At 74.1% G+C, this 24,053-nt stretch carries 14 protein-coding genes; 7 read left to right on the top strand and 7 right to left on the bottom strand.

What is annotated here, in order from left to right; translation table 11 throughout:
* The first annotated feature begins 47 nt into the window (after positions 1-47).
* A complete protein-coding gene (locus O3T09_RS06705; protein ID WP_036336994.1) occupies positions 48-2,654 on the top strand; it encodes a DNA gyrase/topoisomerase IV subunit A in 2,607 nt (868 codons plus the stop codon).
* A 10-nt stretch (positions 2,655-2,664) separates the two neighbouring features.
* Here the strand turns inward: O3T09_RS06705 and cydC are convergent, their stop codons facing one another.
* The 3 genes from cydC to O3T09_RS06690 are packed head-to-tail and all read right to left on the bottom strand — an operon-like array spanning position 2,665 to position 8,801.
* A complete protein-coding gene (gene cydC / locus O3T09_RS06700; protein WP_101965993.1) occupies positions 2,665-6,180 on the bottom strand; it encodes a thiol reductant ABC exporter subunit CydC in 3,516 nt (1,171 codons plus the stop codon).
* Positions 6,177-7,199, bottom strand: a complete 1,023-nt coding sequence (gene cydB, locus O3T09_RS06695) for a cytochrome d ubiquinol oxidase subunit II (protein WP_036314110.1) — start codon at positions 7,197-7,199, stop codon at positions 6,177-6,179. The genes cydC and cydB overlap by 4 nt, the downstream gene beginning before the upstream one ends.
* A 27-nt stretch (positions 7,200-7,226) precedes the next feature.
* The gene (locus O3T09_RS06690) at positions 7,227-8,801 is read right to left on the bottom strand and encodes a cytochrome ubiquinol oxidase subunit I (protein ID WP_070709091.1); all 1,575 of its coding nucleotides are present in this window, start codon (positions 8,799-8,801) and stop codon (positions 7,227-7,229) included.
* A gap of 270 nt (positions 8,802-9,071) precedes the next feature.
* On the opposite strand from O3T09_RS06690, the gene O3T09_RS06685 reads away from it, so the two are divergent.
* Genes O3T09_RS06685 through O3T09_RS06675 form a run of 3 tightly spaced genes read left to right on the top strand, consistent with a single transcriptional unit; the run spans position 9,072 to position 14,128 of the window.
* Positions 9,072-10,103: a 3-oxoacyl-ACP synthase III gene (locus tag O3T09_RS06685; protein ID WP_063189705.1), complete on the top strand. Its 1,032-nt coding sequence runs from the start codon at positions 9,072-9,074 to the stop codon at positions 10,101-10,103.
* Between the two features lie 18 nt (positions 10,104-10,121).
* Positions 10,122-13,058, top strand: a complete 2,937-nt coding sequence (locus O3T09_RS06680; RefSeq protein WP_101965994.1) for an alpha/beta fold hydrolase — start codon at positions 10,122-10,124, stop codon at positions 13,056-13,058.
* Positions 13,055-14,128, top strand: coding sequence for an NAD-dependent epimerase/dehydratase family protein (locus tag O3T09_RS06675; protein ID WP_036384625.1), 1,074 nt, complete (start codon positions 13,055-13,057; stop codon positions 14,126-14,128). Before O3T09_RS06680 ends, O3T09_RS06675 begins: the two co-directional genes overlap by 4 nt.
* Positions 14,129-14,337: 209 nt before the next feature.
* Here the strand turns inward: O3T09_RS06675 and O3T09_RS06670 are convergent, their stop codons facing one another.
* Complete coding sequence (locus O3T09_RS06670) at positions 14,338-16,443, bottom strand: DNA gyrase/topoisomerase IV subunit B (protein WP_036384624.1); 2,106 nt, start codon at positions 16,441-16,443, stop codon at positions 14,338-14,340.
* Between the two features lie 252 nt (positions 16,444-16,695).
* On the opposite strand from O3T09_RS06670, the gene O3T09_RS06665 reads away from it, so the two are divergent.
* Positions 16,696-16,905: a DUF7455 domain-containing protein gene (locus O3T09_RS06665; RefSeq protein WP_269295452.1), complete on the top strand. Its 210-nt coding sequence runs from the start codon at positions 16,696-16,698 to the stop codon at positions 16,903-16,905.
* 65 nt (positions 16,906-16,970) lie between these two features.
* Here O3T09_RS06665 and O3T09_RS06660 read toward each other — a convergent pair whose 3' ends face one another.
* The 3 genes from O3T09_RS06660 to O3T09_RS06650 form a co-directional block, all read right to left on the bottom strand.
* Complete coding sequence (locus O3T09_RS06660; RefSeq protein ID WP_251393409.1) at positions 16,971-18,503, bottom strand: RNA polymerase sigma factor; 1,533 nt, start codon at positions 18,501-18,503, stop codon at positions 16,971-16,973.
* Between the two features lie 160 nt (positions 18,504-18,663).
* A complete protein-coding gene (locus tag O3T09_RS06655) occupies positions 18,664-19,722 on the bottom strand; it encodes a DUF4192 family protein (RefSeq protein ID WP_144818934.1) in 1,059 nt (352 codons plus the stop codon).
* Positions 19,723-19,758: 36 nt separating this feature from the next.
* A complete protein-coding gene (locus O3T09_RS06650; protein ID WP_044659523.1) occupies positions 19,759-20,715 on the bottom strand; it encodes a PAC2 family protein in 957 nt (318 codons plus the stop codon).
* Between the two features lie 233 nt (positions 20,716-20,948).
* Here O3T09_RS06650 and O3T09_RS06645 point away from each other — a divergent pair, with 233 nt between their 5' ends.
* Both O3T09_RS06645 and lpdA read left to right on the top strand, forming a co-directional pair.
* A complete protein-coding gene (locus O3T09_RS06645) occupies positions 20,949-22,481 on the top strand; it encodes a leucyl aminopeptidase (RefSeq protein WP_044659535.1) in 1,533 nt (510 codons plus the stop codon).
* Between the two features lie 115 nt (positions 22,482-22,596).
* Positions 22,597-23,976 carry a dihydrolipoyl dehydrogenase gene (lpdA, locus tag O3T09_RS06640; protein ID WP_060973495.1) on the top strand — a complete coding sequence of 460 codons (1,380 nt, stop codon included), beginning with the start codon at positions 22,597-22,599 and terminating at the stop codon, positions 23,974-23,976.
* The last annotated feature ends 77 nt before the right edge of the window (positions 23,977-24,053 follow it).

Raw genomic sequence — 24,053 nt, 5'->3', positions numbered from 1 at the left:
GGATCACTGTAGACAATCCCCGACGCCGTGAGGACTCCCCGACCACCATGATGGCCCGTTCATCCCGTTCCCGCCCCGCCGAGCAGGACGCCCCGCGCCCGCTGCCGCTGGAGCAGGAGAACATCGTCGACGTCGACGTCTCCGAGGAGATGGAGGCGTCCTTCCTCGAGTACGCCTACTCGGTGATCTACTCGCGCGCCCTGCCGGACGCGCGCGACGGCCTCAAGCCGGTGCAGCGGCGCATCCTCTACATGATGTCCCGCATGGGCCTGCGCCCGGACCGCGGCCACGTGAAGTCCGCCCGTGTGGTGGGCGAGGTGATGGGCAAGCTGCACCCCCACGGCGACGCCGCGATCTACGACGCGATGGTCCGCCTCGCCCAGCCGTTCTCCCTGCGCCTGCCCGTGGTGGACGGGCACGGCAACTTCGGCTCGCTCGACGACGGCCCCGCGGCCCCGCGCTACACGGAGGCCCGCATGGCCCCGGCCGCCCTGGCGCTCACCGCGGACCTCGACGAGGGCACCGTGGACTTCGTCCCCAACTACGACAACCAGCTCCAGCAGCCGGCCGTGCTGCCCGCCGCCTACCCCAACCTGCTCGTCAACGGCACCACCGGCATCGCCGTCGGCATGGCCACGAACATGGCCCCGCACAACCTGCGCGAGGTCGTGGCGGGCGCGCGCCACCTGCTCGCGGACCCCGAGGCGGACCTCGAGGCGATCATGGCCCACATCCCCGGCCCCGACCTCCCCTCGGGCGGCCGGATCGTGGGGCTCGACGGCGTCCGCGACGCCTACGCGACCGGCCGCGGCACGTTCCGCATGCGGGCCGCCGTCGCCGTGGAGCAGGTCTCCGCGCGGCGCACCGGCCTGGTCGTCACCGAGCTGCCGTACGGCGTGGGCCCCGAGAAGGTCATCGAGCGGATCAAGGCCGGCGTCGACGCGAAGAAGCTCAGCGGCATCGCCGACGTCGTGGACCTGACGGACCGCAAGAACGGGCTGCGCCTGCAGATCGAGCTCAAGTCCGGGTTCAACCCCCAGGCCGTGCTGGCCGCCCTGTACCGGCACACCCCGCTCGAGGAGACGTTCGGGATCAACAACGTCGCGCTCGTCGACGGCCAGCCGCAGACCCTGGGCCTGCTGCCCCTGCTGCGGGTCTACGTGGACCACCGTCTGGACGTGGTGCGGCGCCGCACCGGGCACCGCCTCGGCAAGCACCGCGACCGCCTCCACCTCGTCGAGGGCCTGCTGCTGGCGCTCGTGGACATCGACGAGGTCATCGAGATCATCCGTTCCTCGGACGACACCACGGCCGCGCGCACCCGCCTCATGGGCGTCTTCGACCTCACCCAGGTGCAGGCCGACCACATCCTGGAGCTGCGGCTGCGCCAGCTGACGAGATTCTCCCGCATCGAGCTGGAGGCCGAGCGCGACGAGCTGCAGGCCGCGATCGCCGAGCTCGAGGCGATCCTCGCCTCCGACGCGCGGCTGCGTGAGGTGGTCTCGGCCGAGCTGCAGGCCGTCGCCGACGAGCACGGCGACGACCGGCGCACGGTCCTGCTCGAGGCCGAGACCGCCGCGGCCCCCGCCGCCGGGCCCGCACCGTCCGGGCCCACCCCCGCCGGCGCCGCGGAGGCCGGGGCGGACCTGATGGTCCCGGACACGGCGTGCTGGGCCCTGCTCTCCACCTCCGGACGCCTGCTGCGCACCGCGGACCGCACGCCGATCGCCCCGCAGGGCCGGCGCCGCAAGCACGACGCCTTCGCCTCCGTGGTCCCGACGACGGCCCGCGGTGAGATCGGGGCCCTCACCTCCGCCGGCGCGCTGCACCGCCTCCAGGCGGTCGACCTGCCGGTGGCCGGCGAGCCGTCCGCGGCCCCCGCGATGACCGCGGCCGTCCCCGCCGCGGAGCTGGTGCCCCTGGCCAAGGGCGAGACGCTCGTGGCCCTGGTCCCCCTGGACGCCGTCCTGGCGCTGGGCACCGCCCACGGGGTCGTCAAGCGCGTCCGGCCGGAATGGCCCCTGAACCGCCAGGTCGTCGACGCCGTCGCCCTGAAGGACGGCGATGCGGTGGTCGGCGCCGCCCCCGCCCCGGACGAGGCCGACCAGCTCGTCTTCCTCACCCGCACCGGCCAGCTGCTGCGCTACGCCGCCTCCGCCGTGCGCCCCCAGGGCCCGGCCGGCGGCGGTGTCGCGGGCATCCGGCTGGCCGCCGGGGACACGGTGCTCGCGTTCGGGGTGGCCCCCGCCGCCTCCCTCACCGAGACCGGTGCGGACGCCGCCGCCCACCCACGGCCCGCCGTCGTGGTGACCGTGACGGACGGCGAGGCGGACGTGCTCGGCTCCGCCCCGGGCTCCGTCAAGGTCACGCCGCTCGGGGAGTATCCGGCCAAGGGCCGCGGCACCGGCGGCGTGCGCGCCCACCGGCTGCTCAAGGGCGAGAGCGGCCTCGAGCTCGGCTGGATCGGCGCTGCGCCCGCGCTCGCGGCCTCGCGGGCCGGGGTGGCCCGCGCGCTGCCGATCGAGTACGGGCGTCGGGACGGCTCGGGCGTGCCCGTGGACCAGCGCATCGAGGCCGTCGGTGCCGGCGCCTCCCCCGACCTCGTCTCGGCCCCGCCCGCCGAGGACGACGCCGTGGCCGTGTCCGCGGACTGATCAGGGGGCCTCAGCAACCGACCCGCACAGGGACGTCACCGTCCTCGAGCAGCCTGCCGTCATGGGTGACGATCACGACGATCCTGTCTGCCAGAGCCCGGCGCAGATCCGTGATGAGGGCGCGTGCCTCGTCGGCGTCCACGTGTGCGGTCGGCTCGTCCAGCAGCACGACATCGGCGCGGGCCACGAGAGCCCGGGCCACGGCCAGGCGTTGACGCTGCCCGCCCGAGAGCCGCTGCCCGCCAGGGCCGACGCGCGTGTCCAGGCCCTGCGGTGCCGCGGCCAGCCACGGACCCAGTCCCACCAGCTCGAGCGCGGCGGTGAGCTCTGCGTCGGACGGGGCGTCCGCGACGCCGCGGGCCAGGGCGAGGTTGCCGCGCGCCGTGGAGTCGAAGATCAGGGCGTCCTGCGGGGTCCAGGCGACCCGGGCCAGCGCCGTCGCGTCCGGGCGGACCGGGTCCGGCTGGGGCGTCGGGGGCACGGTCTCGAGCGTGTACCGGCCGGCGGTCAGGGGCAGGAAGCCCAGCAGCACGGCCAGCAGGGTCGACTTCCCGGATCCGGAGGGCCCGGTGACGACGGCGACGTCCCCGGGGGCCAGGTCGAGCTCCAGGTCGGTCCACAGCGGCGGCGCACCGGGGTGGGCGAAGGCGGCCTCGACCAGGCGCAGGCGGCACACCCGTGCCTCCGGCTCTGCGGCCTCCGCCGGCTCAGGCGGCGCCGCGGCAGCTCCGCCCTCCTCCGGGCCGAGCAGCTCGCCGGTCGCCCGCGCCCGATCCGCCAGGGTGCCCCAGTGCTGGGCGGCGGCGGCCAGCGCCCCATAGGGCTCGGCCCAGGAGAGTGCGAGCAGCACCACCAGGGCCGCGACCGGCGCTGAGGTGCCGGTGTGGGCCGCCGCGGCCGCCGCGGCCACCGCGATCCCCCCGGAGGCCGCGACCGCCAGCGCCCGGCCCCCGCCGGCGGCCCACGCGGCCCGACGGCGGGGACGCTGCAGCCGGTCGTCCAGCACCGCCAGTCCCCTCAGCGCAGGCTCGGTCAGCCCCAGCCCGCGCAGGTCCCCGGCCGCGTTCAGCACGGCGGCCACACGGTCGACGAGCGCGCCCTGCCCTCGCACCTGGGCCGCGGTCTGGCGGCGGTCCAGGACGGCGACCAGCGCGGGGATCACCACCAGGGCGACCGCCCCGGGCACCAGGGCCACGACCGCCAGCTCCGGGGCCAACGCCCAGGTCAGGGCGGCGGTGGCCAGCCAGGCGAGCAGGGCCGCCGGGGCAGGCACGAGCACCCGGGGCACCGCGTCCCGAAAGGCGTCCACGTCCGAGACCAACAGGGACAGGGCGCCGTCGGTCCGGCCCACCCGCCCCCACAGCCGGGGTTGACGGCCCAGCGCGTCCCACAGGCGCAGCCGCAGCTCCGTGGCCCAGCCGAACACGGCGTCGTGGGTGGTCAGCCGGTCCAGGTAGCGGAACACGGCCCGGGACAGGCCGAACCCGCGCACCAGCACGATCACGGCCAGCAGGTAGAGCACCGGCGGCCGCGTCGAGGCGGTGACGATCAGCCAGCCGGACAGTGCCGCCAGCAGTGCCGCGGACACGTGGGTCCCGGCGGCCCAGCCGATGCCGGCCCAGAGCTTCGGTTGCCGCCACGGCAGCAGCCGCAGTCCGGCCCGCAGCGAGACCTGTCGCGGGGTGACCGGCTCCGGCCGCGCACGCCCCTGGGCGGCGGCGACCGGCATAGCCGTGGCCGGGGATCCGGCGGTCGGACCGGCGCCGGGGGCCAGCCGGACGATGGCGTCGGCGGCCGTCAGCAGGGTGGGATCGTGGGAGGCGGCCAGCACGGTGCACTGCGGCGTGCTCAGCCCGGGCACCGCACCGGAGGGCAAGGCCGCGAGGGTCTCGACGACGACGGCGGCGACGGCGCCGTCCAGGTGGGCGGTGGGCTCGTCCAGGAGTACGAGCCACGGGCCGGTCCCGTCCGCGGCGTGCAGGCGGGCCAGGAGGCGGGCGACCGCGACCCGCCGGCACTCCCCCGGACTCAGATCGGCCGGGTCCCGCTCCTGGAGACCCTCGAGCGCCACGGCGGCCAGCACGGCGGAGCGAACGGGACCGGGCAGCGCACCCCCGGCGGCCAGGTCCAGTTCGCCGGCGACCGTGCGCTCGGTCAGCACGGGGTGCTGCCCGATCCAGAGGGTGCGTTCCGTGTCGACTCCGGCGACCCGGCCGGTGGCCTCGGCGGCGTCCTGGCGCAGCAGGCCGGCCAGCAGACGCAGGACGGTGGACTTGCCGGTGCCGGAGGGCCCGGCCAGCGCGGTCAGGCGACCCGGGAGCGCGCTGAGGTCGAGCCCCCCGAGCACCTGCCGTCCGGCCAGCCGAACGCTCAGGTCCCGAATCACGACGCCGCCGTCCCGGTCCGGCCCGGAGGCCGGCCCGAGCGTGTCGAGCACGGGGGCCGGGACGGGGGCGTCGGCCGCGGCCCGGGCGCGGGACTCGGCCTCGCGGCCGTCCTCGGAGGCGTGGAAGGCCGCGCCGACCTCCCGCAGCGGCAGGTAGAGCTCGGCGGCGAGGATGAGGACCACCAGGCCGTCGAGAAGCGCCATCTGCCCGTTCACCAGGCGCAGTCCGATGAACACCGCCATGACGGCCACGGACAGGGAGGCGATCAGCTCGAGGGCGAGACCGGAGAGGAATGCGGTGCGCAGCGTGACCATCGTGGCCGCGTGGTGCCGCTGGGAGACCTCCTGCAGAGCGCGGCGCTGGACGCCGGCCCGGTGGAGTCCGACGAGCACCGGCAGGCCGCGGGCGAGCTCCAGCAGGTGCCCGGCCAGCCGGTCGAGCCCGTCCTGGGCGGCATCGATGCGCTCCTGGGTGTGGCGGCCCACCAGGATCATGAACAGGGGAACCAGGGGCAGGGTGATGGCGGCCACCACGGCGGAGACGAGGTCGTGGGTGAGGATCCACACGCCCAGGGCCGCCGGGACCACGGCGGTGGCGGCCAGCGCGGGCAGGGCTTCGGTGTAGTGGTCGTCCAGGCTCTTGAGGCCGTGGGTGACCAGGACGGCATCGGCGCCGGAACGGGGGCGTCCGCCGTCGGCGGCGGCCAGTCGTTGGGCGACGACGGCGGCCCGCACCTGCTGCTGGGCCCCCAGCGCGGCGCGGCGGCCCACCACGCGCTGCCCCGCCTCCGCCAGGGCACGCAGGGCCACCCCGGCCGCCCCGAGCAGCACGGGGCCGCTCAGGGTCTGCGCGGCGGGCACAGGGCCCACGGGGGCCGGCGGGTGGAACAGCAGGTCGAGCAGCCGGGCGGAGTCCTCGGGGTCCAGGGTCATCGCCAGGCCGGTGATCAGCCGGGCCAGGGATTCGGCGAGCAGGATCCAGCCGAGCGCGCGCAGCACGGCGAGGGCCAGCAGGGCCGGCAGGGCCCGAAGTGCGGCCGGGGTCATCGGGGGCCGGGCCCGACGGGTCGGGCCCGGAGGCGGCCCGGCCGCCGAGGCGGAGCGCTCGACGGCCGGGGCGGCGGGGCGGCTGGGGCTCACAGCGGCTCCACCAGGTGGGCCTCCGGGATGTGGGTGTCGGCCAGACGGCGGCGGAACATCCAGTAGGACCACCCCGTGTAGGCCAGCACGATGGGCACGAAGATCAGGGAGATCACGGCCATCAGGCCCAGGGTGTACGGGCCGGAGGAGGCCAGCTGAGCGGTGAGGCTGAACTGCGGGTCCACCGTAGAGGGCAGCACGACCGGGTACTGGGTGACCATGATCGCCGTCCACGCCAGCACCAGAACCAGCGTCAGGGACGTGAAGGCCAGGCCCTCGCGGCCGGCCCGGGCGGCCACCACCGACGCGGCCACCGCCACGACGGCCAGCACCAGCAGCGCCCAGGTCCACGGGCGGTCGCCGCGGGCCACCACGAGCCCTGCCCAGACCAGCAGCGGCAGCACGGCCAGCGGGGTCCACGTGGACAGGAAGCGGGCGGCCGACCGGCGGGGGGCGCCGTCGGTCTTCAGGCCGATGAACGCCCACGCCTGCGCCAGGGAGAAACCGACCACGGCCAGACCACCGAGCAGCGCCGGGCCGGTCACCCACACGAAGGGGCCGCCCACCCGGTCCCCGTTGGCGTCCAGCGGCAGGCCGGTCGTCGTCAGCACGAGCAGCACGCCGGCCATGAAGGCCGCCAGGAACGAGCCGATGCCCAGGGTCCAGGTCCAGATCTCCCGGCCGGCGTCGGTGGCGGCCTTGCCGCGGTACTCGATGGACACCGCCCGCAGGATCAGACCGAACAGCATCACGAGCATCGGCAGGTACAGGGTGGAGAACACCGCCGCGTACCAGAACGGGAAGGCCGCGAACATCGCTCCGACGGCGGTGATCAGCCACACCTCGTTGCCCTCCCAGACGGGGCCGATGATGTTCAGCAGCACCCGGCGCCGTGGCTCGTCCCGCGCCCAGAAGCGCACGAGCATGCCGACCCCGAGGTCGAAGCCCTCGAGGGCCAGGTAGCCGAGCCAGAGCACGGCGATGATGACGTACCAGTAGACGGGAAGGACCTCAGCCATGGTCGTGCTGTCCTCTCTGCGAGCGGGTCAGTAGGCGAACGCGAGCACGTCGTCGCGGTCGCGCTTCTGTTCATCGGAGTGCTCGGCGGCGGTGAGCTCCGGCATGGCGGCCGGGACGCCGCCGCGGACGAACCGGGTCAGCAGGAAGACCTCGACGCCCAGCAGCACCGCGTAGATCCCGACCAGGACGATCAGGGACACGAGGACCTCTTCACCCGTGACCCCGGGCGAGACGGCCGCGGCGGTGAACATGTACACCTGATCCACGCCCATCGCCGGGTTCGGGTACACCACGAACGGCTGCCGGCCCATCTCGGTGAACACCCAGCCGGTCATGTTCGCCGCGAACGGCGCCCCGATCGAGGCCACGGCCAGGCGCATCCAGCCACGGGAGGCCGGGACGGTGCCGCGGCGGGAGAACCACAGCGCGCCCAGTGCCGCGAGCGCGCCGAGTCCGCCGAAGAGGATCATGAGCCGGAATCCCCAGTAGGTGACCTCCATCAGCGGCAGATAGGAGATCTCGCTGCCGGCGCGGTCGCCGTAGAGCTCGGAGTCGGGCAGGTGCGTGCCGTACTTCTGCTCGAACTCCGGCAGCAGGGTGTTGATGCCGCGCACCGGCGTGGTGAAGTCCTCGTACGCGAGGTAGGAGAGCAGGCCCGGCACCTCGATCACGCCCTGGACGTCCTCGCAGGTGGTCGCTCCACCCGAGCGCACATCGCCGAGGGTGAGCACGGAGAACGCGGTGCCGTCGTGGCAGGCGGCCTCCGCGGCGGCCATCTTGGTGGGCTGGAAGTGGATCATCTGCTGGGCCTGGGCATGGCCGGAGAATGCGGTGCCGACGAAGCCGATCAGGGCGACGGCCGCCCCGGCGCGCAGCGAGGTGAGCCAGACGCGGTGGTCGGTGCGGTCCCGGGCGGCGGTGCCGGCGTCGCCGACGACGACCAGGCCCGCCTCGTCCACGACGTCGATGCCGTCCCGGCGGCGCTTCCACAGGTGGTACCAGGCGATCCCCACGAGGAAGCCGCCGGCCACGGCCCAGGAACCGAAGATGGTGTGCGGGTAGTGGGTGAGGACGATCGGGTTGGTCAGCACGGCGCCGAGGTCGTTGAGCACCGGGCGGCCGTCGACGACCTCATAGCCCACCGGGTGCTGCATGAAGCCGTTGGCCACCATGATGAAGTAGGCCGAGAGGTTGATCCCCAGCACCGCGCACCACAGGGCGGCCAGGTGGAGTCTTCGCGGGATCCGGTCCCAGCCGAAGATCCAGATGCCCAGGAACACCGATTCCAGGAAGAACGCGATGAGCGCCTCGAGGGCCAGCGGCGCCCCGAAGACGTCCCCGACGAACCGGGAGTACTCCGACCAGGCCATGCCGAACTGGAACTCCTGCACCAGCCCGGTGGCCACGCCCATGATGAAGTTGATCAGGAACAGCTTTCCCCAGAACTTCGTCATCCGCAGGTAGTGGTCCTTGCCCGTGGCGACCCAGAGGGTCTGCAGGACGGCGACGACGAGGCCGAGTCCGATGGTCAGCGGGACCATGAGGAAGTGGTAGACGGTGGTGATGCCGAACTGCCACCGTGCGAGTTCGAGGGGATCCACGAGGCTGCGCTCCTGAGACAGGCGTTCGACCGCGACAACGCGGTCGCTGGATACCACCACCCTAGTCCGTCGGACGTCGTGACATCGCCGGACGGCGCCGGGCCGACGACGCCCTGACCGTGTCCGCGGACTGTCCCGGCCGAGGCGACCCTGTTCGCCTCGGGCCGATCGAGGCCTCCGACGGGCGCCCCGCCCGACCCCTCCGATACAGTGGGCTGTCGTCTCACCGCAGGTGAGCGCCCCCTCCCCGACCCCCGCAGATTGGTCCTGGTGACGAACGTGTCCGGCAACGCCAGCTACGAGTACTCCCGCGCCGCCCTCCTGGCGGTCACCGAGGTGGAGGCCCCCGTCGAAGTCACCTCGCAGGACCTCGACGACCAGCTGGCGGAGGTGCTCACCCGCCTGCGCCTGCCCGGCTCCCTCCTGGAGCGGGTGGCCGGTGTGCGCAGCCGACGGAACTGGGACGAGACCGAGGACTTCCAGGAGGCCGCCGCGCGCGCCGGCGTCGCGGCCCTGGAGCAGGCCGGCGTCCCGCGGGAGCGGGTGGGCCTGCTCGTGAACACGTCGGTGACCCGGGCCACGCTCGAGCCCTCCGTGGCCGTGCGGATCCACCACCTCATGGGGCTGCCCACCTCGGCGACCAACTTCGACATCACGAACGCGTGCCTCGGGTTCGTCAACGGCCTCATGCTCGCCTCCACCCTGGTGGACGCCGGCCAGATCGACTACGCGGTCGTGGTCGCCGCCGAGGACGCCTCGAAGGTGCAGGCCGCCACCGTGGCCAACCTGCACGCCGAGACCACGCACCGCGGCAACTTCATGGAGCAGTTCGCGTCCCTGACGTTGGGCTCCGGGGCCGCCGCCGCCGTCGTCGGCCGCATCGAGGACCACCCGGACGCCCATCGGATCGTCCGCGGGATCACCCGCGCCGGCACCGACCACCACGGCCTGTGCGTGGGCGACCACCACGGCATGTACACCGACTCCACCGCCCTGCTCAAGGACGGTCTCGAGCTCGTGATGGACGCGTGGCACGACGTCCCGGCGGAGTGGGCGTGGCCGGAGGCCGACCGGTTCATCACCCACCAGGTCTCGCAGATGCACACCGACGCGATCGCGGAGTCCGCCCACCTGGACCCGGCGCGCATCCCGACGACGTTCCCCACGCTGGGCAACGTCGGCCCGGCGTCGTTGCCCATCACCCTCGTGCGGGAGATGGACTCCCTGGAGGACGGGGACACAGTGGTCTGCCTGGGCGTGGGCTCGGGTCTGAACACCGCGATGCTCGAGATCGAATGGTGAGCTGAAGGAGCCAGAGCCATGCCCCAGATCCCCGCCGCCCCCGCCGCCCTGCCGCCGGCCGACCGACTGCCCGGCTGGGACCCGGCATGGTCCCGCCTCGTGGAGATCCGCTCCGCCGCGGACCCGGAGGGGACCGTGCGGACGCTGCACGTGGCGGACACCGGTCCCGTGCTCGCGGCGGCCGGGGCCGAGATCGTCGGCACGATCGTGGCGGTGCACGGCAACCCGACCTGGTCCTGGCTGTGGCGGTCCCTGCTCGCGGAGACCGTGCGCCGGGCACGCCGGGGCATGGCCGCGTGGCGCGTCGTGGCGCCGGACCAGCTGGACATGGGCTTCTCCGAGCGCCTCGCGCACGCGGGCTCCCCGTCCGCCGCGTCGATGGGCCGTGCCGGCGACACCTACCGCACGCTGGGTGGCCGCATCGACGACCTGGACGCCCTGCTGGCGGCTCTCGGGCTGCGCGACCTGGCAGCCACCGGCCACCCGCTGATCACGCTCGGCCACGACTGGGGCGGCGTCGTGTCCCTCGGCTGGGCGGCGCGTCATCCGGAGCTGGTGGCCGGCGTCGCGACCCTGAACACCGCGGTCCACCAGCCCGAGGGGGCGCCGATCCCCGCCCCGCTGCAGGCCGCCCTCGCCGGGCCCGTCCTGCCGGCCTCCACCGTCACCACGGACGCCTTCCTCTCCGTGACGACCTCCCTCGCCACGCCGGCCCTCGACCGCGAGACCCGGGCGGCCTACCACCTGCCCTACGACACGGCGGCCCGACGCGGCGGCGTCGGCGGCTTCGTCGCGGACATCCCGGCCGACCCCCGCCACGGCAGCCATCCCGAACTGCAGCGGGTGGGAGAGGACCTCGCCGCCCTGGGCCGCACCGACGTGCCCGCTCTCATCCTGTGGGGCGCCGACGACCCGGTCTTCCTGGACCGCTACCTCGACGACCTCCGCGACCGCCTGCCCCACGCGCGCGTGCACCGTTACGAGCAGGCGGGACACCTGCTCGTGGACGACCGCGACATCACCGCGCCCCTGCTGCAGTGGGCCCAGCTGCTGCGCGGCGGCCAGCTCTCCGACCCCGCCTCGGGGCTGCCGGGCCCCGTCCCGCACGCCACCGCCGACGCCGCCGCCGACCCGGGCCTGGAGGTGGACCTCGGGGAGGATCCCGGAGCCCGCGAGCCCGGCGTGGTCCGGCTCTGGGACCACCTGCGCGACTGGGGCGCCCCCGGCTCGGACCACCGCGAGTACACGGCGCTGGTGGACATGGCCGGCGCCCAGGCCGGCCGCTCGCTCGTGGGAACCGCCCGCCGACCCGTGGCCGTCACCTGGGGCGAGCTGCAGGAGATGGTCTCGGCCATCGCCACCGGGCTGTGGGCCGCGGGCATGCGGCCGGCCGACCGGGTCGCCATGCTCGTGCCGCCGGGCCGCGACCTGTCGGCGGCCCTGTACGCCGTGCTGCGCGTGGGCGCCGTCGCCGTGGTGGCGGACCAGGGCCTCGGCGTCAAGGGCATGACCCGGGCGATGAAGTCGGCCCGCCCCCGGTGGATCATCGGCCGCACCCCCGGGCTGACGCTCGCCCGCGCCCAGTCGTGGCCGGGCACCCGGATCTCCGTGACCGAGCCGGGCGCCGCCCAGCGCCGCCTGCTCGACGTCTCCGACTCGCTCTACGCGATGGTCGACCGCCACCGCGACCCGGCCGCGGGCGACGCCGTCGACGAGCACGGCACCGTGCTGCCCGAGCCCGCCCTGGACGCGGACGCCGCGGTGCTGTTCACCTCCGGCTCCACGGGCCCGGCCAAGGGCGTCGTGTACACGCACGAGCGGCTGGGCCGCCTCGTGGCGCTGATCTCCCGCACCCTGGGCATCCGCCCGGGCGGGTCCCTGCTGGCCGGCTTCGCCCCGTTCGCGCTGCTCGGACCCGCCCTCGGCGCCGCGTCCGTCTCCCCGGACATGGACGTCACCCAGCCGGCCACCCTCACCGCGCAGAAGCTGGCCGACGCCGCGATCGCCGGGCAGTCGAGCGTGCTGTTCGCCTCCCCCGCCGCCCTGGCGAACGTGGTCGCGACCGCCGACGGCCTCGACGCGCCCCGGCGCGAGGCCCTCGACGCCGTGCGCCTCGTGCTCTCGGCCGGCGCCCCCGTGCACCCGCAGCTGATGCGTCAGGTCTCGGACCTGATGCCGAACGCCCGGGTCCACACGCCGTGGGGCATGACCGAGGGGCTGCTGCTCACGGACATCGACGGCGCCGAGGTGCAGCGCCTGCGCACCGCCGACGACGAGGGCGTCTGCGTGGGCTCCGCGCTGCCCACGGTGTCCCTGGCCATCGCGCCGCTGCTCGAGGACGGCAGCGCCGAGGACGTCATCCTCGACCCCGCGCGGGGCCACGGCGTCCTCGGCGAGATCGTGGTCAGCGCCCCCCACCTGAAGGACCGCTACGACGCGCTCTGGCACACCGACCAGCAGAGCAAGCGCGACGGGCTGTGGCGGCGGGACGGCCGGGTGTGGCACCGCACCGCCGACGTCGGCCACTTCGACGCCGAGGGCCGCGTCTGGCTCGAGGGTCGGCTCCAACACGTGATCACCACGCCCGAGGGCCCGGTCGGTCCGGGCGGGCCCGAGAAGACCGTCGACGCGCTCGGGCCGGTGCGGCGCAGCGCCGTCGTCGGCGTCGGGCCCCGGGGCACGCAGGCCGTGGTCGTCGTCGTGGAGGCGGCCGTGCCGGCCACGCGCCCGGCGCGGCGCCCGGGTCACCACCGCGACGGCCGACCCAAGCAGGGCCTCGCCCCGACCGCGCTGGCCTCCGCCGTGCGCGCGGCCCTCGAGCCGCTGCCGGTGGCCGCGGTGCTCGTGGCGGATGAGATCCCCACGGACATCCGGCACAACTCCAAGATCGACCGCGCCCGGGTGGCCGACTGGGCGGAGGCCGTGCTCGCCGGCGGGAAGGCGGGTGCGCTGTGAGCGGCTTCGGCTACGACGTCGGCCTCGATGCCGCCGGCATGCCCGACCTCGTCGAGCGCCTCGAGTCGCGCCGCGTCCTGGTGACCGGCGCCTCGGGGCTGCTGGGCGCGGGCGTCGCCCGGGTGCTCGCCGATGCCGGCAACGACGTGACCACCCTGCAGCGGCGTCCCTCGGGCGTGCCCGGTGCGCGGGACGTGCGTGGCTCCGTGACCGACCCGGCCGCCGTCGAGGAGGCCCTGACCGGCGCGGACACCGTGGTGCACGTGGCCGCGAAGGTGTCCGTGTCCGGCCCCGAGCACGAGTACGAGGCCGTGAACGTCGAGGGCACGCGCATCCTGCTGCACGCCGCGCAGCGCCACGGCGTGCGACGCTTCGTCCACGTCTCCTCCCCCTCCGTGGCGCACGCCGGCGACTCCATCGTCGGCGAGGGCGCCGGAGCCGCCAGCCCCGAGCACGCGCGCGGACCCTACGCCCGCACGAAGGCGGCCGGCGAGCGACTGGCCCTGGCCGCCGACCGCGACGACTTCCGCGTCCTCGTGCTGCGCCCCCACCTGATGTGGGGGCCCGGGGACCTGCAGCTCACCGACCGGATCGTGCAGCGTGCGCGGGCCGGGCGGATGCCCGTGCTCGGCACGGGCGCTCCCCTGGTCGACACGCTGTACACGGCCAACGCCGTCGAGGCCGTGGTGGCGGCCGTGTCCGCGGCGGACGTGCACCACGGCGAGGCCCTCGTGGTGACCAACGGCGAGCCGCGACCGGTCGGCGAGCTGATCCGCCAGATCGCGCTGGCGGGCGGTGCCGCGGAACCCGAGCGCCGCGTCCCGGCGGGCCTGGCCCGGCGTGCCGGCGCCCTGATCGAGCGGGCGTGGGAGCGGGACCTGTTCGGGCTGCGGTCCCGGGGCGTGGGCTCCGACGACGGCGAGCCGCCGCTGACCGAGTTCCTCGCCGAGCAGCTCTCGACCGCCCACTGGTTCGACCAGCGGCGCACCCGTGAGGTCCTCGCGTGGACGCCGACCGTGAGCATCGACGAGGGCCTGCACCGCGTCGCGGCGTACTACCGCGACCGCTGACGTCCGCCGCGGTCGGAGCAGCCGCCCGCCCAGGGCTTTCGTTCGGGAAACGGCGCGGGTCACGCCGCTTTCGTTCGGGAAACGGCGCGGGTCACGCCGCTTTCGTTCGGGAAACGGCGGAGACTGCGCCGCCGTCGTCTCGGCGGTGCCCGCCGTTTCCCGAACGACGACGCTCCTGGGGCCGCCGTTTCCCGAACGAAAGTGGGGGGTCAGGCGTCGATGCGCTCGCGGTCCAGCTCGTCGGCGTGGGAGACGATGAAGTCCTTGCGGGGGGCCACGGCGGAGCCCATGAGCAGGTCGAAGACCCGCTCGGCGGCCTCCACCTCGGCGATGTTCACGCGGCGGAGCATGCGGTGGCGCGGGTCCATCGTGGTCTCGGCCAGCTGGTCGGCGTCCATCTCGCCCAGGCCCTTGTAGCGCTGGATCGGCTCGCGGTACGAGCGACCCTCCCGCTCCAGGCGGGCGAGCGTCGCGTGCAGCTCCTGCTCCGAGTACGTGTAGATGACCTCGCGTTCCTTCACGCCGCGGGTCACCGCCTCGATCCGGTGCAGCGGCGGGACGGCCGCGTACACGCGCCCGGCCTCGACCATGGGACGCATGTAGCGGAAGAAGAGCGTCAGCAGGAGGGTGCGGATGTGGGCACCGTCCACGTCCGCGTCCGTCATCAGCACGACCTTGCCGTAGCGGGCCGCATCCAGGTCGAAGCTGCGCCCCGCGCCGCCCCCGACGACCTGGATCAGCGCCGCGCACTCGGCATTGGCCAGGATGTCCGAGACGGAGGCCTTCTGCACGTTCAGGATCTTGCCCCGGATCGGCAGCAGGGCCTGGAAGTCGGAGGACCGGGCCAGCTTGGCGGTGCCGAGCGCCGAGTCGCCCTCGACGATGAACAGCTCGGAGGAGGCGACGTCGTTGCTGCGGCAGTCCGCCAGCTTGGCCGGCATCGTCGAGGTCTCCAGGGCGTTCTTGCGCCGCTGGTTCTCCTTGTGGGTGCGCGCGGAGATGCGCGACTTCATCTCCGCGACGACCTTCTCCAGCAGCGTGTGCACCTGCTGCTTCTGGGCGCGGGCCGTGGAGGTGAGGCGGGCGGTCAGCTGCTTCTCCACCACCTGGGAGACGATCCGCCGCACCGCGGAGGTGCCGAGGATCTCCTTGGTCTGTCCCTCGAACTGCGGCTCGGCGAGCCGCACCGTCAGGACGGCGGTCATGCCGGCCAGCACGTCGTCCTTCTCCACCTTGTCCGACCCGGCCTTGAGCCGGCGCGCGTTGGCCTCCACCTGGGCGCGGAACGCCTTCAGCAGTGCCGCCTCGAACCCGGACTGGTGGGTGCCGCCCTTGGGCGTGGCGATGATGTTCACGAAGGACCGGAACACGGTGTCGTAGCCGACGTCCCAGCGCAGGGCGACGTCCACCTCGCACGTGCGCTGCACATCCTGCATGGAGGTGCGCCCGTCCTCGCCGAGCACCGGGACCCGCTCCTTGAAGGTGCCGGAGCCCTGGATCCGCCACACGTCCGTCACCGGGGTGGCGGGCGTGAGGTGCTCCACGAACTCGGAGATGCCGCCGTCGTACTGGAAGACCTCCTCGACCGGGCCGTCGGCGCCGGGCGTGCCGGGTCGGCGGCGCAGGTCCTTGACCGTGATCCGCAGGCCCGGGATCAGGTAGGCGGTCTGGCGCGCCCGCGCCTGGAGCTCCTCGGCGGAGAACGTCGCGTCCTTCACGAAGATCTGCTCGTCCGCCCAGTAGCGCACGCGCGTGCCGGTCTGCCCACGTTTGGCCTTCCCGACGACGTCCAGCGGCGAGGCGTCCGTGGACGGCTCGAACGGGGCGTCCGGCGACGGGCGCGACCCGTCCTGGAAGCGGCCCGGCTCGCCGCGCCGGAACGACATCTGATGGACCTTGCCCCCGCGCAGCACCTGCACGTCCAGGCGCGAGGACAGGGCGTTGACCACCGACGCGCCCACGCCGTGCAGGCCGCCCGAGGCGGCGTAGGAACCGCCGCCGAACTTGCCGCCGGCGTGGAGCTTGGTGAACACCACCTCGACGCCGGACAGACCGGTGCGCGGCTCCACGTCCACGGGGATGCCGCGCCCGTTGTCCTCGACCTCGACGGAGCCGTCCGGATGCAGGGTGATCTCGATCGACTGCCCGAAGCCGGCCAGGGCCTCGTCCACCGAGTTGTCGATGATCTCCCAGAGGCAGTGCATGAGGCCGCGGGAATCGGTGGAGCCGATGTACATGCCCGGCCGCTTGCGGACGGCCTCGAGCCCCTCCAGCACGGAGAGGTGGCGGGCGTTGTACTCGGTGTTCGCGGGCACGGGGGCGGGCCTTTCGGTGGACGACGGCGGCCGGTCCAGCCTACTCCGCGGGCCGGACACGCCGGGCTCCGCGCCGGACGTCGCGGGCCGCCCGGCTGGGCTCCTCGCGTACGCGGGTGGCGAAACGCGGGTGGAGGGCGGGCGCGCGGGGAAGTTCCCTGCCATCCTTGCTGTTCCATGGGACAAGAGGAGGACCGGCCCGCCCCACCGGCGTCGTCGCCCTCCAGCCCCGAGAGACCCGAGGAGGACACCATGTCCATCACCGCCGTGGCCGAGCCGGCCGCCCTCACCCGTTCCGACCGCTGCGACCGCTGCGGCGCGCAGGCCTACGTCCGCGCCGTGCTGCACTCCGGCGGTGCCCTCCAGTTCTGCGCCCACCACGCCCGCGCCGCCGAGGACGCGCTGCGTCCCCAGGCCGCGCTGTGGCAGGACGAGACGGACCGCCTCACCGCCGGCGCCTGAGGCGCCCGGTATGACGAAGGGCCGGACCCCCGCGGGGGTCCGGCCCTTCGTCATGCCGCTCCGACTCAGTCCAGGTAGTCCCGGAGCACCTGCGAGCGGGAGGGGTGACGCAGCTTGGACATGGTCTTCGACTCGATCTGGCGGATCCGCTCGCGCGTCACGCCGTAGACCTTGCCGATCTCATCCAGCGTCTTGGGCTGGCCGTCGGTCAGGCCGAAGCGCATGGCGACGACACCGGCCTCGCGCTCGGAGAGCGTGTCCAGCACCGAGTGCAGCTGCTCCTGGAGCAGCGTGAAGGAGACGGCGTCCGCGGGCACGACGGCCTCGGAGTCCTCGATCAGGTCGCCGAACTCGGAGTCGCCGTCCTCGCCGAGCGGGGTGTGCAGGGAGATGGGCTCGCGGCCGTACTTCTGCACCTCCACGACCTTCTCCGGGGTCATGTCCAGCTCCTTGGCCAGCTCCTCCGGGGTGGGCTCGCGGCCGAGGTCCTGGAGCATCTGCCGCTGCACGCGGGCCAGCTTGTTGATGACCTCCACCATGTGCACCGGGATGCGGATGGTGCGGGCCTGGTCCGCCATGGCGCGGGTGATGGCCTGTCGGATCCACCACGTGGCATACGTGGAGAACTTGAAGCCCTTGGTGTAGTCGAACTTCTCGACGGCGCGGATCAGGCCGAGGTTGCCCTCCTGGATGAGGTCCAGGAACAGCATGCCGCGGCCGGTGTAGCGCTTGGCCAGCGAGACCACCAGACGCAGGTTGGCCTCGAGCAGGTGGTTCTTGGCCTTGCGCCCGTCCGCGATGATCAGCTGGATGTCCCGGCGCTCGCGGTAGTCGTCGGAGGCCTCGTGCTGCACGACGTGCTCGGCGTAGAGGCCGGCCTCGATGCGCATGGCCAGGTCCACCTCCTGCTCGGCGTTGAGCAGGGCGACCTTGCCGATCTGCTTCAGGTAGTCCTTCACCGGGTCCGCCGTGGCGCCCGCCACGACCACCTGCTGCACCGGGGCGTCGTCCTCGGAGTCGTCCATGACGAACGCGCCCTTGGACTGGGCCACCTTCTGGCCCGTGGCGGCCTTCGTGCCGGTCACGGCCTCCGCGTCCATCGCCGGGCGCTCCGGAGCGTCCGAGCCGTCCGCGTCCTCGTCATCCGAGTCCTCGGTGGCGGTCTCGTCCTCCACCACGTCCTCCTCGACGGCGTCGGCGGCCTCGGTGCGCTCGCGCGCCTCGACGAACTCCTCGTCGTCCTCGGCCTGCTCGGCGGAGGCGGCGGAGGCGGTGGCCTTCTTGCCCCGGGTCGTGGCGGTCTTCTTCGTGGCGGTGGTCTTGGCCGCGGCGGGCTTCCGGGTCGTCTTCTTCTTGGCCGTCGGCGTGGCAGCGGTCTTGGTCGCCGCCGACTTCGCCGCGGTCGTCCGCGTCGTGGCGCCCTTGGTCGTGGCGCTCTTCGTGGCGGTCGACTTCTTGGCTGCCGTGGAGCGGGTGCGCGTGGTCGTGGCCCCGGAGGCAGTGGTCTCCTTGCCGTCCTGCGCACCGCTGGTCGTCGAAGTGGTCACTCGAGGCCTTTCCGTCTCGTCCGCGGCCACCCGCGGATCCTTGCAGTCCATATACACGTGACCCTGTCAAGTCCGGGCCTCGGACGACCGACGTCGTCCGGGCCCGTCGACTGCAGGGTCCGCCAGTGCCAACGACGGCTGTGACCGATCTATTCCGAACCCGGGAAACGGGGTGCGATCGGCCGTGCCGTCGTGAAGCCGCATCATTCTCTCATGGGCCGCCACCGTCGGGCCGCCACGCGGTGGCCGGGTCGGTCGCCCAGCCGGCGACGCACCCCGCGGCCACGATGCGTCGCAGGACGGAGACGAACGGGTCGCCGGGGTTCAGCGCCGCCGCCGCGGTCAGGTGGGCGTCCGCGTCGGAGCCGTGGCCGCGGGCCCAGCCGACCCACCCGGCCAGCGCCAGGGCCTGCGCCGCCACGGCCGGCGTCGCGACGGGCACGAGCGCGCGCAGCCCCGCCCGCAGGGCGTCCAGCCGATCCCAGGCCGGCGCCCGGCCCGAGGCCGCGGTGAGGATCCGTTCCTCGTCCCCCGGATCCCCCGTGGCCGCGCCGGACGGCGCGGCGGCATGGAGCAGCAGGCCGTCGCGCCAGGCCGGACGCGTCAGCGGCGAGCCCAGCACGGCGGGTGCGGGCGCGCCGCGGTCACCCACCGCGCCGGTCAGCACCGACTCCCACTGCGCCAGCCACGCGCGGCGTGCCGCGGGCGCGTCCTGCTCGGGAGGCCGCCACCGCGCGTCGTCGGCCCGGGCCGCCGCGGGACCGCGGCGCGGGACCGGGTCGGGCACTGCTGCACGGTCCCAGACCGAACCGCGGGTCATCAGGTGCAGGGACAGCGGCGCGGCTCGGGGGTCGAGCGGGCCCTCCTCGGCGACGCCGCTCCCCCACCAGGGGCGCGCCCGTCCCCGCGCGCACGTCCAGGCCGCGGTCAGGGGGCGACCCGCGGACGCCAGGGCGTCGTCGAGCGCCGCGGCCCAGCCGGGACGGGCGAGCGTGGCCCGGGCGCCGTCCGGCAGCGCGAGGCAGAGCGTCGCGTCCGCGGCTGCGTCCCGCCGGCACACCTCGGCCACGGCGCAGGCCCAGGCGCCGACGTCGACCTCCTCGGGAGGCAGGTCGACCCGCACCACGGCGCGCAGGCGCCCGTCGCGCAGGGTGAGGAGGACCAGGCTGCCCTCGGGCAACCGCCCGAGGGCGTGGCCGACGTAGGCGAGCAGGTCCTCCGGGCCGCGGGCCGGCAGGACGGGGACGTCGAGTGAGGTGGGGGCTTCCATGCCGCCACCCTGGCCGACCGGGCGCCCGCGGTGGGATCAGTCCCCGTCGCCGGTGGACGGACGGCCGGGTCCGTCCTCCTGTGCAGGAGCGGACCCGCCGCCGGCGTCCCGCGCGGCGAGGTACGCCTCGACGGCGGAGGCGAGTTCGTCGCCGTCGGGCAGGCCCTGCTCGGTCTCGAGCAACGACCGCTCCTGGTCCTCGGCGTTCTGGTCGTAGTTGCGCTCCAGGCCGGCGATCATCTGCTGGATCTCCCCGGACCCGGAGACCTGGCGCTCCAGCTCGGCCTCGATGTCCCGCGAGGCGTCTCGCAGGTCGTCCGAGGGCAGCATGAGCCCCATGGCGGCCCCCGCGTACTCGAGCGCGGCCACGGCCGCCTGGGGGAAGGACGCCTCGGCCACGTAGTGCGGCACATGGACGGTGTAGCCCGCCGTCGGCAGGTCCGCCTCCTCGGCGCGCAGCTCGAGCATCTGCAGCAGCCCCGCGACGATGTCCGCCTCCGGGCTCCAGGTGGACAGCCCCTCGACGGCGTCGGCGCGGGACCCGTGGGTCGTGACCCCGAGCCGCCGCGTGTGCGGCACGGGCAGCGGGGCCGCGTCGAGGAAGGTGAGCGAGTCCACCTCCCACTCCTGCGCGAGGCCGAGCACGGCCTCCGTCACCGCCTGCCACCGGAAGTCCGGCTCGGGGCCGGACAGCAGCAGGAAGGGGTGGCCGAGCAGGTCCTCGACCAGCTGCACCTCGAGCGCGGGCAGGCGCAGATCACGGTAGCGGTCCCGGTCGAACCGGAGCCGGGGACGCCGGGCGCGGTAGTCGAACATCGAGTCGACGTCGAAGGAGACGACGGTCCGATGGGTCAGGTGCTCGTGCAGCGCGGCCCGCACCTGCCGAGCGACCCGGCCCGCGTCCATGTGCCCGGTCAGGGCCACGAGCATGCCCAGGCCGGGGGGCACGGGCGCCCCCTCATGACGGGTGTACAGCGGCGCGGCGTCCTGCACGTCTCGTTCCCCTTCCGGTGGTCCGTCTGCGGGAGAGCCGTCCCCGCCGCCCGGATGGCGGCGGACGCGGATCCCTCCCTGTCCTCTGGCGTCAGTCAACCACGGCACGGCACCCTCCTATTCCGCGCCCGCGCGCCCTGGACGGGCGCGCGAGCCCTCTGGCTAGGATGACGCGGGACGGCCCGGCCCACCCCGCCGGGCGCATCCCCCACCCCCGGAAGAGAGGCCCGTCCGTGATCACCCTGGACCGCCCGACCCTGACCGCCCGCGCCCTGGAGGACTTGACCGCCTCCGCCCTCGTGGTGGGGGTGGGCACCGGCCCGGACGGCCCCGTGCTCCTGACGGACGCGCTGCCGGCCGAGGCGGCCACCGCCCTCGAGGCCTCGTTCGAGCTGCTGGGCGTGCGGGGCGCCGAGGACGAGGTCCATCGCCTGCCGGGCCTGGGCGGCGTGCCGGTGCCGCTGCTGGTCCTGGCCGGCGTCGGCGGTCTGGACGACGACGGCGAGGCCGCGGACGAGTCCCTGCGCCGCGCCGCCGGGGCTGCCGTGCGCTCCCTGGCCGGCACCGACGCCGTGGCCCTGGCCCTGCCGGCCGACACCCCGGCCCGACTGGCCGCCGTCGCCGAGGGCGCCGTCCTGGGCGCGTACGCCTTCACCGCCCAGAAGTCCGAGCGCGCCCGCGCCGAGACGGACACGTCCCGTCCCGTCCGCGAGGTCGAGGTCGTCACCCCGCTCGCCGCCGCGGACGCCGACCCCGTGCTGCGCCGGGCCGCCGTCGTGGGCGACGCGGTCTGCGCCGTGCGCGACCTGGTGAACACGGCCCCCTCGCACCTCTACCCGGCCACGTTCGCGGACGCCGTCGCGGAGGACCTCGCGGACTCGTCCGTGAGCGTGGACGTGTGGGACGAGGACCGCCTGCGCGCCGAGGGCTTCGGCGGCATCCTCGCGATCGGCCAGGGCTCCTCCCGCCCGCCGCGGCTCGTGCGCATCGAGCACGCGCCGGCCGACGCCGCCGCGCACATCGCGCTGGTGGGCAAGGGCATCACCTTCGACACGGGCGGCATCTCGCTGAAGCCCGCCGCCTCGATGATGACGATGAAGTCGGACATGGCCGGCGCCGCCACCGTCTTCGCCGTCGTGCGCGCCGCCGCGGCCCTGGACGTCCCTGTGAAGGTGACCGGCTGGCTGGCGCTGGCCGAGAACATGCCCTCGGGCACCGCCATCCGCCCGTCCGACGTCATCACGATGTACGGCGGCAAGACCGTGGAGGTCATGAACACGGACGCCGAGGGCCGCGTCGTCATGGCCGACGCCCTCGTGGCGGCCACCGACGAGCGACCCGACGCGGTGCTCGACGTGGCCACCCTCACCGGTGCCCAGCTGGTCGCCCTCGGCGTGCGCCACACGGGCGTCATGGGTGACGACGCGCTGCGCGACGAGGTCGTCGCCGCGGCCGACGCGGCCGGGGAGCTCGCGTGGGGCATGCCCCTGCCGGAGCAGCTGCGCGCCTCGCTCACTTCGCGCGTCGCGGACATCTCCAACATGGGCGACCGCTTCGGCGGCATGATGACCGCCGCCACCTTCCTGCGCGAATTCGTCGACGCCGGACGGTCGGAGGGCGACGCCGCCGCACGGACCCCCTGGGCCCACCTCGACATCGCCGGCCCCTCCTTCAACGAGTCGGCCGCGTACGGCTACACCCCGCAGGACGCCACCGGCGTGATGGTGCGGACCCTGGTGGGTCTCATCGAGGGGCGTGCCCGGTAAGGTTGGTCCCGATGTCCACCGCGTCCCCGGCCGCGCGGCCCGCCGCCGACGGCCGGGGGTGGCGGTGACGCACCACCACCACGATCCACCGACCCCAGCACCAAGGAGCAACACCGTGGCCGACAAGGCAACCGCTCAGGAATTCGACGTCCTCGTCCTCGGCGGTGGCTCCGCCGGGTACGCCGCAGCCCTGCGTTCCGTGCAGTACGGCAAGTCCGTCGCCCTCGTGGAGAAGTCCAAGGTCGGCGGCACCTGCCTGCACTGGGGCTGCATCCCCACGAAGGCCTACCTGCACGCCGCCGAGGTGGCCGATGAGACCCGCAACGCCGCCAAGTTCGGCGTCAACGCGACCCTCGAGTCCGTGGACATGGCGAAGGTGCGCGACTACAAGGACGGCATCGTCGCCGGCAAGCACAAGGGCCTGGCCGGCCTGCTGAAGATGCGCAAGGTCCAGGTCATCGAGGGCGAGGGCAAGCTCGTCTCGAAGAACGAGGTCGAGGTCGACGGCACCCGTTACACGGCGGAGAACATCGTGCTGGCCTCCGGCTCCGTGGCCAAGACCATGGGCCTGCCCATCTCCAAGAAGATCATGACCTCCACGGAGGCCCTCGAGCTGGACTACACCCCGAAGTCGGCCATCGTGCTCGGCGGCGGTGTCATCGGCTCCGAGTTCGCGTCCCTGTGGAACTCCTTCGGCGTCGACGTCACCATCATCGAGGGCCTGAAGACCCTGGTCCCCAACGAGGACCCGGCGATCATCAAGGTCCTCGAGCGCGAGTTCAAGAAGAAGGGCATCAAGACCAACCTGGGCACGTTCTTCGACAAGGTCGAGGAGACCGACTCGGGCGTCAAGGTGACCCTCGCGGACGGCAAGGAGTTCGAGGCCGAGGTCTGCCTCGTCGCCGTCGGCCGCGGCCCGAACACCGAGGGCCTCGGCTACGAGGAGCAGGGCGTCAAGATGGACCGCGGCTTCGTCCTCACCGACGAGCGTCTGCACACCGGCGTCGGCAGCATCTACGCCGTGGGCGACATCGTTCCCGGTCTGCAGCTGGCGCACCGCGGCTTCCAGCAGGGCATCTTCGTGGCCGAGGAGATCGCCGGCAACAAGCCGATGGTCGTCGAGGACATCAACATCCCGAAGGTCACCTTCACCGAGCCGGAGATCATGTCCGTGGGCTACACCCAGCCCAAGGCGGAGGAGAAGTTCGGCAAGGACAACGTCGAGGTCGCCGAGTACAACCTGGCCGGCAACGGCAAGTCCTCGATCCTCGGCACCGGCGGCATCATCAAGATGATCCGCCAGAAGAACGGCCCGATCGTGGGCGTGCACGGCATCGGCAAGCGCATCGGCGAGCAGATCGGCGAGGCGCAGCTCATCGTGAACTGGGAGGCCTACCCCGAGGACGTCGCCCAGTTCGTGCACGCGCACCCCACGCAGAACGAGGCCCTGGGCGAGGCCGCCATGGCCCTGTTCGGCCACCCGCTGCACAGCTGACCCACCGCACTGACCATCCCGGGCCCGTGCGTCGGGCCCACCTCGCAACCCCGGGTGGGCGCCCCCGGCGCCCACCC

It is taken from the genome of Micrococcus sp. H39-S4, assembly GCF_027158145.1.
Lineage (GTDB): Bacteria > Actinomycetota > Actinomycetes > Actinomycetales > Micrococcaceae > Micrococcus > Micrococcus luteus.
Note: the sequence above shows the minus strand (reverse complement) of the source record. Positions and strands in the feature narration are given on the sequence as shown.

Excerpts from the sequence above, each read along its gene's own strand:
- O3T09_RS06705 (WP_036336994.1), top strand. The coding sequence starts at position 48 with ATGATGGCCCGTTCATCCCGTTCCCGCCCCGCCGAGCAGGACGCCCCG.
- cydB (WP_036314110.1), bottom strand. The coding sequence starts at position 7,199 with ATGGCTGAGGTCCTTCCCGTCTACTGGTACGTCATCATCGCCGTGCTC.
- O3T09_RS06680 (WP_101965994.1), top strand. The coding sequence starts at position 10,122 with ATGCCCCAGATCCCCGCCGCCCCCGCCGCCCTGCCGCCGGCCGACCGA.
- O3T09_RS06665 (WP_269295452.1), top strand. The coding sequence starts at position 16,696 with ATGTCCATCACCGCCGTGGCCGAGCCGGCCGCCCTCACCCGTTCCGAC.
- O3T09_RS06660 (WP_251393409.1), bottom strand. The coding sequence starts at position 18,503 with ATGGACTGCAAGGATCCGCGGGTGGCCGCGGACGAGACGGAAAGGCCT.
- O3T09_RS06655 (WP_144818934.1), bottom strand. The coding sequence starts at position 19,722 with ATGGAAGCCCCCACCTCACTCGACGTCCCCGTCCTGCCGGCCCGCGGC.